This window comes from Bacillus sp. AFS055030 (assembly GCF_002574545.1).
Taxonomy (GTDB): domain Bacteria; phylum Bacillota; class Bacilli; order Bacillales; family Bacillaceae_G; genus Gottfriedia.
In genome coordinates this window covers 37796-51811 of record NZ_NUGT01000016.1, presented here as the reverse complement: position 1 = coordinate 51811, position 14016 = coordinate 37796, and the positions used below count along the sequence as shown (strand labels likewise).

Genomic DNA, 14016 nt, shown 5'->3' with positions numbered 1-14016 from the left:
TTATAGGCAACAGAACGACTATAAAATCATACCTTAATTAGTGTGATCATTATTTAATTGACCCTAATCGCCGTTACGGTTGTTTTTTAATTAGCTACTCAAAAAGATTCAAATCCAAATTAATTTGATACTATTAAAATTAGTACGATTTAGGAAAGGATATTGATATGACTATAGAGTATCGTTTTTATGAGAGTCCAACAGATCTTAATTTGCAATATGATTTTTGGAACAAGATAACAAAGTCTCTACCATATGCTTGGAAACCAACGTTAACTCCAACATTATTTGAAAAACAATCTGAATTTAATGAAAAATCTAGATGCTTTGCTTTTGACGGAGATCAACTTGTTGGTTATATGAGTTTTTCAGGTAAAGGGGAATTTGTTTCATTAGGTTATCCATGGGTGTTACCTGAATATGAGGATACTGTAAGAGATGAATTGTTTGAAAGAGTTTATCAATTTGCTGTTAGTGAGGAATACGGTGGAAAACTATTTGCACAACGATTTAGAGGACAGTGGTCAAAACAAATAGAGTATTTCTTATCAAAAGGCTTTAACATTACTAGTCGTTCTCAAATCGTTGGTGCGCATTATCCACTTCTTATAAAAACACTCCAAAGTATTCCTGGATTTTCGTATGAGATAAAAGATCAATTTCAATTTAATGTTTGGAAAGATTTAAAAATGAAGCAACAAATTCTTACTAACGAACAAGTTGCCATGATGAATGAGTATTATAGCTCAATTGAATTTGACTATGCCGTTGAATGTAAGCTAGAAAATCAAGTCATTGCCTATTTGGCTATGACAATACGGCCGGATACTAGGTATTCGGAAATATTAGCTGTTGCTTATACTGAAGCGGCTATACCTTATTTTTATGATATCATGTCGATCATCCATAATGAAAACATCAATCGAAAAGTTACAGCAGTTACAATCACTAAGTCACAAATTCCTAAAAGTGTTTTACAAGAAAAACTTGGCTTTACTCCATTAACTGAAGATGTCATGATGCACAAAAGACAAGGTTAAATGGAAGAATAGATTGACTAAACGAAAAAAGAGATTCCAAAAAATAATGTTGGAATCTCTTTTTTATTTTACCGTAAAATCATAAGTACCACTTTCCACCCCATTGATTAGTAGTGTGATGCTATGTTGGCCTGGGTAGTGTTTTCTTGTTGATAAGTCTTTGAATGAGTGTGTTTTGTTGTATGATAATATTTTGTTATTTTCAATTGTGTTTTCGGATATTTTAAAGATCTTTCTTGTACGGTTACCTTTTGACTTTACATAATCAATTGCAAATTCGATTCTAAGTTTTGTGGTGGTCGGTTCGTTACTATGAATTGTAAATGAAAAGTTTAAGTCTCCACCAATTTCTATTTTGTCTGATTGTAATTGAAATTGGTCGATATGGATTGCATTTGTCATTTGGAATCCAAAAATGGTTAAAGCTTCTTTATTACCTTTTTTTAATAGGGTTCTACATGCGTGCTTTATGATCCAATTAGTATGGGGATTTTTACCATACCATTCTTTTGCAATCTTTACGACTAGATTTGGGTGATCTTTAGAAATATCATTTAAATTATTCGCTACACTTTTGCGAACATATAATGACTCGTCTTCCTTTAAGTTTTCTAGAATAGGTAGGATTGGAGTTGGGTCCTTTTTTAGACTTTTTAGAACCATCCCCCATGGTAATTTTGGACGACATCCTTCACTTGCGAGTCTTCTCACATGTTCATTTGGATGAGTAGACCATTTTAACATTTGCGTCATCATTCGTTCTTGGTCTTGAATAATGAACGGTCTAACAGCAAATTCCGATGTTGAGTGCTGTGTGAATATTTCTAAGGCTTCTATTGATTTTTCCCAATGATCTAAACCATACACTTCAACAAAATCAGGAAAAAAAATACTACTTAATTGGCCTTTTGGAAATTTCTCTACTATACGAGTTAAAATCTCTATTGATTTTTCAAATTTGTTTGGGAGTGAATCCCCCAAACAAATCGTAATATGCCTCATTCTTTCCTTTAATGTTTTTTCTTCCCAACTTTCATTTAAAACCTTACCCATAAAAGTTTCATGATCAAAATCTGGATAAACGGTATAGATTTCGTTTGCGATTTTTGAAATTAACTCTCGGTTATATACATTCTTCAGAGCATCTGCCATTTTAAATCTCCAATCATTCTATTTCAAACTATTATATAATCTCACCTAATAAAGTGATTGGCTGTGAGATTTGTTTTTTTAATCCCTCAATCGCATCCTTTTTAATGATTGCTAGAACACATGTCGCGGGACCTGCTGATTTATGTAATGAGATACTAGATTGATTTTCTAATTTTATATCGATATTATTTGTTTCCTTCAACTGATTCAATTCAAATTGAACGCCTTTTGAACCGATTGGTAATAAATCTAAGACATCTTCGTTATTTATTAAGTGCTTTAATGAATGAAAATTAATGATCTCGTTTTTATTTTCATTTAAATCCTCTAATACTTCATTTCCTACTTTTGGATATCCAACTAATACTACAAGATCCCCTGAAATGACTTCTTTTTTATTAAACGGATTAAAAATTTCTCCCATTAAAGTAATACCTAAACCTGTTTGTTTTGTTGGAATATTTTCTTCTGTACTTCCAGTAATCGTTATTTCTAAGTTGTCTTCATAAAAATTAGCTTCATTATATTCTTTAATCGCTTTTTCTATCCCGCTTATTATTCGCTTACCTCTTCCGTTCATTTCTACACATAATGTATTAATTAAAACAGTAGGCTTCGCTTTAAATGCGATTGTTTCAACTAAACACAATTTCGCTGTTAAATAGCCAACAATTTCCTCATCCACTTTAATGAAATCAAGCTCACTCATTCCAATTCCACCGCAGCTATCACAAGCAATTGTAAAATAACGATTCCCATCTATATGCATTAAAGTTAAATCTCTATATGTTAAAATTTGCACGTTTCATCACCTTTTGAAGTATAAATGCTAAAACAATATTTGCCACCGATGCTAATGTTAAAGGCATAACCATTAACATAAAAAAACTACTAACAGTCTTAACTGTAAACGAGTGATTTAAATAAGCAATTAATAGACCACTTAATAAAGTTGCCACTGGACCATTTAAAATAATTGCCACTACTATTGCTATGTATTGATTCATTTTTTTAAATAATACGCCAAATAGCCAAACAATCACAAGCATTTGTATTGCGATAAATAGATGTACTGGTACTGTGAACGGAAAACCTGAAGTAAGTGCTGTAAGCAAATGACCTAGTGCACCTACAATACCGCCTGCAATTGGTGAAATCAACATAGCAGCTAAAAAAGCAGGCAATGAATCAAATGCAATTGAATAGACTATTTTTATATTAGACAGTACTGCACTTAATGCGATAAATAATGATAGTAAAACAATTCTTTTAGTGTTCAAATTTCTCCATCCCTTTTAATTTAGTTGAATAATATTTTTCAAAAATCCAAATCCATCATTATACTCAATTTCAATAATACATCCATTACTCGTATAAAATTTCCAGAAATGACTTAAATCTAAATGAAGTAAATTTAAGAGTAGTAGCTTCATAATTCCTCCATGTGATACAACTATTACATCATTGTTTTTTGATTTAATATCATGACAAAATGTATGAACTCGTTCTGCACACTGCTTTAAGCTTTCCCCATTCGGAATTTGAAAATGAATCAGATCTTCATTCCACTTTTCTAAAACTTCAGGCACTTCATTTAAAAGATCAGTATAGGATTTCCCTTCAAATAGCCCAAAATTTGTCTCCTGCAACCTTTGATCAACTATTTTCGATTCTCCGATTAATTCTTCAATCGCATCACTTAATAAAGTGCATCTACGAAGTGGACTGGAATATAAAGTATAATGTGAAGTAAGCTCAATTATTTTCGTTAACTGGGTTATCACACTATCTATTTGACTTAAGCCTTTTTCTGTTAAATCAAAATCAGTCAATCCTGCATAAACCTTTTGTCTATTTCCAATGCTTTCTGTATGCCTAACTAGAAATATTCTCATATTAATCTCTCACCTATAACAGCAAAAATTAAAAAGCATAATTGGGAAACTTCAATCGTAAATCCAATTACATCCCCTGTAATTCCACCTAGTTTTTGATTGATTCTTTTCGTTATGAAAGTAATAAAAATAAACGTCATACATACCGCAAGAATAATTGCTAGTTCATTCATTAAAATACTGCTTACACAAATGAGTAACACATAGACAATTAGAACAAATAATGAATTAGATTTTTTGGCCTCAATGATAAATTGACTTCCAAATCCTTCATTTCTAGCATAAGTACTTACTCTACATGTGAATAAGGCATTACATCTTCCAATGATTGGAAATAAAAAAATAGCGAATGATGTAGACTTTGATAGAAACAACCAATCTCCTAAAAATAATACAATTAAGGAAATAACACCAAATGCGCCAATACGACTATCTTTCATAATTTCTAGTATTCTTTCTTTTGAACGATGACTAAAAATTCCATCTGACGTATCAGCTACTCCATCAAAATGTAATCCACCCGTTAAGAATAAATAGACTAATAGAATAAGAAATGCAGTTGCTTCTTTGTCCAAAACAATTGAAATTCCAGCATTAAAACTAACGAGTATTAAACCAAATAACACACCTACTAACGGAACCAATCTAATTCCTCTTCCTAGTTCGTCCTCAATAAAATTGTAATTTTTAACCGGGATGGTTGAAAAAAAACTGAGGATCATTTTAAATCGATTCATATCGGAACTCCTACTTAATTTTTAATGGTATACCAGCTGTAACGAGAACAACTTCTTCTGCTCTTGAAGCAATTTTTTGATTGATACGCCCAGCAATATCTCTAAAAATCCTTCCTAGTCGATAAGAAGGAACAAGTCCATAACCTACCTCATTCGATACAATTATGAATGTTTTACCATGTTGATCACAAACGTCTATCAACTCGTTCACTTCATTTTCTATCTCTAATTCTAGTTTATTTATTTGATCATTCTTAATGGTCTCATAATCAATATCGGTATAATGATCAAACATTAGGTTAGTTATCATAACCGTCATACAATCTAAAATAATATATTTGGATTTTATAAATTCTTCATTCATTTTTAATTGATTAAATTGTTTATATTGTTCAACAGTATGCCAATTAATCGGACGGTCTTCTTGATGTCTTTTAACCCTTTCGTTCATATCTTTGTCAAAAGGTATAGCAGTTGCAATATAGACTACTTCATCTGTATTTGTTTGTAATTCTTTTATTCTTTTTTCTGCGTAAGAACTCTTTCCACTACGCGCTCCACCAATTACAAAAATCAACTTCTTCCCCCCACAATCAAAAACTTCCTTTTATTCTGTTCTTTTCTATCATAATTCATTTTCAATAAAAATGAGCAGAAAAAAGAAGGTATCTTTAATAAAAATAACCTTCTTTATAAGTTCTTTCATCTTTTATAAGATTTATTACCTAAAATATGAACATCAACTTTTATATCCTTAATTGACTTAGCATCGACTTCATTCAATGCTTTTATATCCCATTCTTTTCGATGAAATCGATACGGTTTTTCTGAAATGTTGAGAAGATCGGCGTGAAGTACTTCTCCTTTTTTTATTGTCATTAAAATTTCATTTTTCATTTTACTTCTGATTTTAGAAGCAATTTTCTTTCTACTATAACTGTTCTCATTTTGTACAATGTTTACATTGGTTTTTACTTTAATAATATACTTGGGCTTTTTACCTCCTTTAATGACTTTAACTGAACTATTTGAGCTTCTAACGATTATATTCAATTTATCTTTGGCGAATGGCAGCGGCAAACTGTAATTTTCTTGATGCATAAAATCTAGTGCTTTTAATTCTTTTAAATCCAGTTTACCTTTAAACTTTTTCTGCGATATTGCGAAGGCTCCATTAATATAGGCTACCTTGTCTATTTCTTTTTCTTTAAATTTCTTATCTTCAATCCCTAATGATGGAATCAATATCGTTCCTACTGGCTGTGTATATCTTGAAATATATTGATGAAATTTTAATTTTAAAAAGACTAATCCCCCTCTACTCTTTTCATCTGGTTTCATTACTACCGTATATAAAAAAGGTAAATTAAAGAAGCTTTGACTCATTAAGATATCTTTAATGTCTTGATCGGTACCATAAATCCAAATTGTATATCTTAATTGTGGTCTTCCACTAATAAAGGAATTAACTTCTTTCAATCTTTTATCAATAACCTCTTTACTTAAAATGACACTATTTACATGGCCATAATATAAAGGCATTGGTGAATGTGATTCTATTTTAGAAATTGCGGACTGTATGCTTTTACCTTTTGCTTGACCAATTAAAGGAGGGGCTGGTACTTGCAATGCCCCACTTTCTTGCTTTGCAATATTTGAAAAGTTAAGTGCTTGAATCGTGACAACATACTGATTATCTTTAAAATCAATGCCCAAACTAGTGACTAATGTTTGTTCAATAATTGAACGTGCCCCCCAGCATCCTGTTAAAATGAATAATTGAAAAATTACCAATAGAATGATAAGCAATTTTTTCATCTTATTTCTCACTCCTTCTTTCGGTCTTGATCAACTGGATGGAGTGATAGGTTTCGTTTCGTTTTAAACTTTTGAGGTAATTTGATAATTACATTTAGAAAATCAGACTTTTTTGGAACAGAAAGGAGCGTAATATAAGGTTGACCAAAACTTTCTAATGAAACAATCATCGTTGTAAATAGAAAAAATCCAGTAAAAAAACCAATTAAGCCTGCGACAGCAGATAAAAATAAAATAAAAAAACGAAGAAATACAATATTACCTGAGATATTTTGATTAATTAATGTATAACCTGAAATAACGGTTAATGCTACAACGACAAGCATTGCAGGTGAAGTTAGTCCAGCACGTATTGCAGCATCACCAATAAATAATCCTCCTAACACGGCTACAGTTTGACCTACCGCTTTTGGTAACCGAATCCCCGCTTCTTTAAATAGTTCAAAAAAAACCAACATTAAACTGGCCTCTAATGGAGCTGAAAATGGCAAACCGTTTCTTGACATACCAATTGTCGCCAAGAAGGGATAAGGTATTTGATCAATATGAAAGGTAGCCATTGCAATATAAAATCCTGGTAGAAAAATCGTGGTGAAGATTGCCGCGATTCTAAGATACCTAACTACATTTACATAGTAAAAGCTTGAATGGATATCCTCAGGTGAATAGACAAGTTGATGTAAGTTTGCCGGTCCGATTAGACAAGTAGGATTCCCATCAACAATGACTGCAAACCTACCTTGATTTATTGATTGTACGACGAAATCTGGTCTACCAATATTATCTAAAAGCGGGAAGATCGAGAAAGGTTGATCATATAAGGCTTCCTCAATTTCATAGCTACTTACAACTACATCTTTTTTAATTTTGCTTAGGCGTTGTTTAACCTCTGAAAGAATTTCAGGATTAATAATATCTTCCATATAAACTAATAAAACTTTCGTATGACTACGTTCACCGATTGTAAATTCGACACTTTTTAATGTTGAAGTCTTAAGCCTTTGTCGAATTAATGCCATATTAATTGAATAACTTTCTACAAATCCGTCTCGTGGACCGCGAATTGAATTTTCTAAATTTGATTCTTCCGGACTTCGTTGTGGAGGATCTGCAACGGGAATAAAGAAAATATCATTAAAATAAGAACTAAATATGACTAAATTTCCGGAAAATAAGTTTTCTTCAACTTCTTTTTTAATCGTAACTCCGTCCTTTAATCTTTTAGCCTCGACTATATTTCTCAATAGCTCAAAATCAAATTTTTCTTCTTTGTGGACGATGTTAAATATGTCATTAATAATTTGATTGCTAAATTGAGCATCTATTAAGTTAGGACAAAACATGATGATGACAAAATGTGAGTCTTCTCCTTCTTTATAGGATTTCGTTCTAAATTCAATATCCGAAGAGTGATTAAATGACTCCATAAATTCTAGTAGATTAAGGTTTTCTAAAGTTGTCGATTCTTTTGTCATGCAAAATCACCTTTTAATTTTGTAATAATTAAAAATAGTAACATCGTACATAATAAAAAAATTAAATTGATTGGAAAGTAGTAGAATTGCAAAAAATTATAAAATGCTGAATCGTTCCACGGAATCATTACCGCTACTATTAGAACAAGTGATAATAGTGGCAAACTCCATTTTTTCCGTCCATTGTAGTTGATAATATAATTTCCGATGTACAAATTTAAACTAATCCGAATAAAAGCGCCCGATAACCACTGATAAATTGATAAGAAATCTAATCTAGTAATATTCTCACCTAAGGTTAAAATCTTCCATTGTTCATAAACAGGATTTCTCATTTTTTCTGCCTCAAGTGGTCCAAATTCCATAATCGCTCCTGTTAATGGTCCTAAAATTAACATTAATAATATACAACTTACAATCATTAGCCATTTTACTTTTATTTTATCTTTCAAAAAGGAGGTTAAAAATAAAATATAGATGATCTCAAAAAAACCTGAACAAGAATAAATAAAACCATGAAAAAAATCTTGGTATCCTCTTTCGAATAAAGGAAATAATAGTTCGAAATCTTTGTTCTTTTCATTCCCAATTCCAACCAAAAACCCAAAAAAAGCAACAGGAGGTAGAATTAAAAATGCAGCTGTACTAATTGTACGAATCCCTTTACTTGACGCATAGAAACATATCAATGCAATTAAAAGCGCTACGACGATTTGTGGAATATCTTGTGTATAGTTTATATCAGCCCAAGTTAATGTAAAGCGAAATGTAACGAAAGCTGAAAGTAAAAAGTAAGCTACAAAAATAGCTGAAAATATGTAAGCTAATGGTTTATACAATACTTTAAACATGACAGACAAAATATCTTCATTATTTAACTTTTTATATAAATAAAAAACTAAAGCACTCCAAACTAAAAAAGGAAGGATACTAGCAATTACCGTAACCCAAGAATCCCGATGAGTTGATGTCAACACACTAGGTACGATAAACACATGCAACATAAACCCGGTCGACATAATAAGCAAGATATAAATATGAGTTGAATAAATATACTTTTTATTCATAAAAAATCTCCTATAAATCCTTTGTTCCTTTAAGTTAACCTAAAGTGAATTTCTTTATGTATATTTTTACCAGTGCTTATTGATTGCACGAGTTAAGGAAATGCTCAAATCAATAAAAAGCCTTCTCCCAAAGAATAATCGGGAGAAGGCTGCTTTTATGATTTGTTTAGTTTAAGCCTAAATCTGTTAAGATACTATCTAATGTAGCACCTTTATATGATTTTTTAGCTTTAGGAGGGTTTGGAACTGTTGAATTTTGTAATCCAAAATTCTTAACTACATAATCCATATCTTTTGCATCAACTACTTTATCAAAGTTGAAGTCAGCAGATGCTTTGTTTGTACCCCAGTAAGTTTGTACAGCTAATGCATCTAATACGTCGATTACATCATCTTTATTAGCATCACCTGCTGGTGCAACATCTAATAAGTAGCGTAATTGCTTACCAACTAATTCACCACGAATAGTATCAACTAACTGTTCCATTGTTTTATGCATAGTAAAGTGACCTGGTACATCAACAGATACCGTATAAGGTTTACTGTCTATTTTAACACCATCAAAAGCATAATCACCTTGTTTTGATGTAACTGGTGCTTGTAAAACAGTTTTACCATCATAGGATGTTAATGTAATGTTTGCACCTAGTTTAGTTTGATCGATCGCATAATTTGTTTGCCCTGTTACAGGATCTTTTGTACCTTCTACTTGAACTGTACCTGTTAGTTTTGAAACTGTTGATTTTACATTGTAACCGTCAATATAAGTGTAAACATTTTTCGTTTCTACATTTGATGTATCAATAGTAGATGCACCGTTACCTGAGAAGTTAATCGCTGGACCTGTTGTAAATGATTTATCGATTGTTTTAACATCGAAATTAAATAATTGAATGTCCTCTGGTAAATTAGCTGAACCTGAGTAAGTAAAAGTAAAATCATATTGTGTCATATAATCCCAAGTAGTAGGCGATGTTTTTACTGTAACTTGAGCGTCGCCATATTTTTTAACTTCATTATTAACTAAAATATTGTCAATGATTCCTTGAGTATTATTCAATTGAAGCGTTAATTTAGTAGTTTTTAAGTTACTAATATTATTTGCTTTAACTGAGTAATTTACAGTATCACCAGTTACAATGTTTTGTTTATTTGCTTTTAAGTAATAATACGGAGTTGTATTTTTTACAAAAGCGACTCTAATTTGTGAAGTAGGATTTAATGCTGCATCCATTCCATAGAATGTTAAAGGTAATACTGCATATTTGCTATCAACTAAGATTTGATCAGTATAATCGCCATTTTTATCTACGTTAATTGGTAATGATGGGAAGAAGGAATTATACGTGTAAACAATTGTGTTATCTGATTGATCAGCTTTAATACCGTATTTTTTCGCTTCGTCAATTTCTGGATCATTTACGTTAATGTTGAAGTCATATAACATTTGTCCTTTTTCATCAAGTTGACTATCACTATACTCGATAACTTTTTGATCTAACTTGTCAAAGCTTGAAGTCATGTTCGGAACAGCATATTCCAACATAAAGTCTCTTGCTTCAGCAAATGTTTTTCCACTTTCACTCACACCAACTAGTCTTAATTTGTAGTGACCTGGTTTAATTAATTCATATTTACTACTAATCGGATTTTTCGCATCTCCAGTGAATGGGAAGTAATATGAACCGACAAGTCGACCAACATTGTAAACGACATCTTCTTTCATTACTGGTGTATTAAATGAACCAATAATACCTAAGTCTTGACCAGTTGTTGGGTCCTGAATGATAACATCTAATGATTTCAAATGTGTTTTTAATGACACACTAGCATCGATAAACGGATATGCATAAGTTGGATTTGTAATTTTATTTGAATACATTGGATTAAATAAATCAAATGATTTAATCCCTTCTTCAACTACACGAACACCAAATGGAATTTGATATTCTTCAGTTGGATCCTGCGTATTCGTGAATGTAACATAACCTTCATATGTTCCTTTTTCAGCAGTTTTTGGAATGTTTAAATTAAACTTAATTGATTTCGAACTAATACCGTTTAATTTAACTGATGTAGGACCTGTTAATGTAACATTATTTGAAGCTGCATCCTTTGATCCTCTTAATCCAGTTTGATATTTCACGTCAACACTAAATGTTTTCGCTTTTTCACTACGATTCTTTAACGTAACATTGCGAGAACTTGCAATATCATTATTATCAAATCCATATGAACCAAAGCTCATTCCACCGGTTAACTCATTAATTAATTTTTCTTTTCCATTTACGATCGTTGGTGTTTTATCAACTACTTCTAATTCTACATTTGAATGAATTGCTTCATATGCATCTACACGTCCACTACCTACTTCAAATACGCTATATGCTTTTGATAATGGATCTGCAGTATTCATTAAGATTGATTTAATATTTTCTGGTTTTAAGTCTTTATTTGATTGAAGTAATAATGCAGATACACCTGCGACATATGGTGTTGCCATTGATGTTCCAGACAAGCGCGAATATGCATACTTATAATCTTCAGGTTTTGATCCATCGTCTGTTTTATTATTTACATAAAATGGTACAGTCGAAAGAATCGAAACACCTGGTGCAGTTACTTCTGGCTTGATATCATAGTTTACACGTGATGGACCTCTTGAACTAAATGTTGCTAATTCATCAGAAGCTGTTTGTAACTTAGTATAGTCACCAAAAGAAACTTCATTTCTTCCTGCTTTAACCGCTGCTGTGATTTTTAATCCCTCTTCATATGATACTGAGAATGAAGGAATAGCATCTACCGACTCACCTATGAATGCTTGGATTGCTCCTTCACTTTGGTTATCAATGTTATTAGCCATTAATACACCAACTGCACCAGCTGCTTTTGCATTTTTAATTTTATCAATCAAAGCAATCGTTCCACGTTGAATGTAAGCAATCTTGCCTTTTAAGTCTTTTCCTGTAAAATCAGATGGATTCGCTAAACCTACGTCAACAAGTTGATAGTTCTTTCCTTTTAATGTCGTTACATTATCAGAGTAGTTTTGAGCTAATTGTCTAAATTTGTACTCATTTCCATCCTGAGTTCCGTTAAATTGATAAAGATCAATTGCAACGGATGAAGCTCCGACAGTAAGTGCTAATGCAGCCGCTCCAGGTGAACCTAGTGTATCCATTTTGTCTCCATCATTTCCTGCAGCTACAACAGTCGTCACACCACTTAATACAGCATTGTTAACAGCAATAGAAGTTGCATAAAGTGGATCATTTAACGATGCACCTAATGACATATTAATAACATCCATACCATCTTTTACCGCTTTATCAATACCTGCTATAATCGCTTCAGTCGTTCCAAACCCACCAGGTCCAAGTACACGATATGAATAAATATCAGATTCCGGTGCTGCACCAACTTGTTTATATTCACTATTAGATGCACCACGTCCACCAATAATACCTGCTACGTGAGTACCATGCTCAGTATAATAGTCAGCTCCATCTGCAGTACCTGGTTTACCAGCTTTGATCCAATCAGCATATGTAGTCTCCATTGGATCGTTATCATTATCTACAAAGTCATATCCACCTTTGTAAGCATCTTTTAAATCTGGGTGGTTGTAATCGATACCAGTATCAAGAATACCCACTTTAATGCCCTTACCTGTATAGCCTTCAGCATGTAGCTTATCCAAGCCATCATATGGCGTATAGTTCGCTACTTTAGACTCATCTGCTTTTAACTCACTATTTTTATCTGATTCTTTCGGAGGGTTAATTGAGAATTTCTCATTACTCCATACAGTTTTAACTGCTTTTGATTTTAATAGATTCTTAATTTGGTTTGCTGGTAGACTCATTGAAACACCGTTAAAGGCATGTTTATATGAACGCTTAATTTTGAAATCTACCTTATTATTTTTTTCATCCTTTAGAACTTGTCCCACTTCTGCACTAAAAGTAGTATGATCTTGATCAACTAATTTCCCTGCTTGTGCTTCAGTTAATGATTTACCTTCTACTTGTGCCTCAATTCGAGCCACTTTCGCAGGCTTATTTGCAAACTCAACAATAACTGAAGTTTGTTTTGTAGACGTTTGGTCAATGTCTGATGAAATTTGAAGTCCTGTCGATTCATTCGTTGTAATTTGTTTTAAAGCAGCTCGTTGTTGAGAAGTTAAATTTGCAAGTATTGTTTCTGTCTTCGTTTTCCCTGCTGCCTTTGAAACATTCGTTACATGTGCAATCGGTGCAACAACAACACTAGATGATAGAGCTAATACAGTAAAGCCTGAAACTAACTTACTTTTCTTTACTCTCTTCCCCATTCTTCTTCCTCCTGGCTATTCTTTATCTAAAGTAAAATTCAATGAAGATCTATGATTGATAAAATAGTAAACTACTTTTTATTTTCATATTTAACTCTTTACATCAAATTTACTTTCTACATTTATTATCAATTTGTTTCAATTTTCGGTCAATTGGGTTATCATTCCCCTTATTTACCTAAGTTTCAAAATTTCTCTCTCTATATTCGACAAGATTCGCCTAAATTCTTCCATAAAAAACTATCGAAATAACCCAATTTTACTATTTTTTAAAGAAACATCAGATTCATCGCGAAAACTTATTATTATTTTTATTTATCTTTTTAATCATTTTAAATAAACCCCAAAATAATAGCTTTTTCTTATTAATAGAATAAGGAAAAACTATTTTAAAATACTTTATTCGAATATTTATTAAGTCTAGGACGTAACGATAAAAAGGATAAGGAGTTCAACAGGAAAAGCACGTCTTGGGGCAGTTATGTTTTCAATTTTT

11 protein-coding genes are annotated in these 14016 nt (G+C 31.9%); 1 reads left to right on the top strand and 10 read right to left on the bottom strand.

Features of this window, described 5'->3' with window-relative positions; translation table 11 throughout:
• Window positions 1–167 precede the first annotated feature (167 nt).
• Complete coding sequence (locus CN925_RS06540; protein WP_098845454.1) at window positions 168–1040, top strand: hypothetical protein; 873 nt, start codon at window positions 168–170, stop codon at window positions 1038–1040.
• Between the two features lie 63 nt (window positions 1041–1103).
• Here the strand turns inward: CN925_RS06540 and CN925_RS06535 are convergent, their stop codons facing one another.
• The 10 genes from CN925_RS06535 to CN925_RS06490 all read right to left on the bottom strand — a co-directional run bounded on the left by CN925_RS06535 (window position 1104) and on the right by CN925_RS06490 (window position 13520).
• Complete coding sequence (locus tag CN925_RS06535) at window positions 1104–2192, bottom strand: DNA alkylation repair protein (RefSeq protein WP_098845453.1); 1089 nt, start codon at window positions 2190–2192, stop codon at window positions 1104–1106.
• A gap of 31 nt (window positions 2193–2223) precedes the next feature.
• Window positions 2224–2994 (bottom strand): hypothetical protein, encoded by a 771-nt coding sequence (locus CN925_RS06530; protein WP_098845452.1) that lies wholly within the window; start codon window positions 2992–2994, stop codon window positions 2224–2226.
• On the bottom strand, window positions 2975–3472 hold the full coding sequence (locus CN925_RS06525; protein WP_098845451.1) for an ECF transporter S component: 498 nt from the start codon (window positions 3470–3472) through the stop codon (window positions 2975–2977). Before CN925_RS06525 ends, CN925_RS06530 begins: the two co-directional genes overlap by 20 nt.
• Before the next feature lie 15 nt (window positions 3473–3487).
• Window positions 3488–4087: a histidine phosphatase family protein gene (locus CN925_RS06520; RefSeq protein ID WP_098845450.1), complete on the bottom strand. Its 600-nt coding sequence runs from the start codon at window positions 4085–4087 to the stop codon at window positions 3488–3490.
• Entirely contained in the window at window positions 4084–4824 is a 741-nt protein-coding gene (cobS, locus tag CN925_RS06515; protein ID WP_098845449.1) for an adenosylcobinamide-GDP ribazoletransferase, read from the bottom strand. Before cobS ends, CN925_RS06520 begins: the two co-directional genes overlap by 4 nt.
• Window positions 4825–4834: 10 nt before the next feature.
• On the bottom strand, window positions 4835–5401 hold the full coding sequence (gene cobU, locus CN925_RS06510; protein WP_098845448.1) for a bifunctional adenosylcobinamide kinase/adenosylcobinamide-phosphate guanylyltransferase: 567 nt from the start codon (window positions 5399–5401) through the stop codon (window positions 4835–4837).
• A gap of 125 nt (window positions 5402–5526) precedes the next feature.
• Window positions 5527–6642 carry a Ger(x)C family spore germination protein gene (locus CN925_RS06505; protein ID WP_098845447.1) on the bottom strand — a complete coding sequence of 372 codons (1116 nt, stop codon included), beginning with the start codon at window positions 6640–6642 and terminating at the stop codon, window positions 5527–5529.
• Window positions 6643–6650: 8 nt separating this feature from the next.
• Complete coding sequence (locus CN925_RS06500; protein ID WP_098845446.1) at window positions 6651–8117, bottom strand: spore germination protein; 1467 nt, start codon at window positions 8115–8117, stop codon at window positions 6651–6653.
• Entirely contained in the window at window positions 8114–9184 is a 1071-nt protein-coding gene (locus CN925_RS06495; RefSeq protein WP_098845445.1) for a GerAB/ArcD/ProY family transporter, read from the bottom strand. Before CN925_RS06495 ends, CN925_RS06500 begins: the two co-directional genes overlap by 4 nt.
• Before the next feature lie 166 nt (window positions 9185–9350).
• Window positions 9351–13520 (bottom strand): S8 family serine peptidase, encoded by a 4170-nt coding sequence (locus CN925_RS06490; RefSeq protein WP_098845444.1) that lies wholly within the window; start codon window positions 13518–13520, stop codon window positions 9351–9353.
• Between the last annotated feature and the right edge of the window lie 496 nt (window positions 13521–14016).

Coding starts and splice junctions, on each gene's coding strand:
- CN925_RS06540 (WP_098845454.1), top strand. CDS start 168: ATGACTATAGAGTATCGTTTTTATGAGAGTCCAACAGATCTTAATTTG.
- CN925_RS06535 (WP_098845453.1), bottom strand. CDS start 2,192: ATGGCAGATGCTCTGAAGAATGTATATAACCGAGAGTTAATTTCAAAA.
- CN925_RS06520 (WP_098845450.1), bottom strand. CDS start 4,087: ATGAGAATATTTCTAGTTAGGCATACAGAAAGCATTGGAAATAGACAA.
- cobS (WP_098845449.1), bottom strand. CDS start 4,824: ATGAATCGATTTAAAATGATCCTCAGTTTTTTTTCAACCATCCCGGTT.
- CN925_RS06505 (WP_098845447.1), bottom strand. CDS start 6,642: ATGAAAAAATTGCTTATCATTCTATTGGTAATTTTTCAATTATTCATT.
- CN925_RS06500 (WP_098845446.1), bottom strand. CDS start 8,117: ATGACAAAAGAATCGACAACTTTAGAAAACCTTAATCTACTAGAATTT.
- CN925_RS06495 (WP_098845445.1), bottom strand. CDS start 9,184: ATGAATAAAAAGTATATTTATTCAACTCATATTTATATCTTGCTTATT.
- CN925_RS06490 (WP_098845444.1), bottom strand. CDS start 13,520: ATGGGGAAGAGAGTAAAGAAAAGTAAGTTAGTTTCAGGCTTTACTGTA.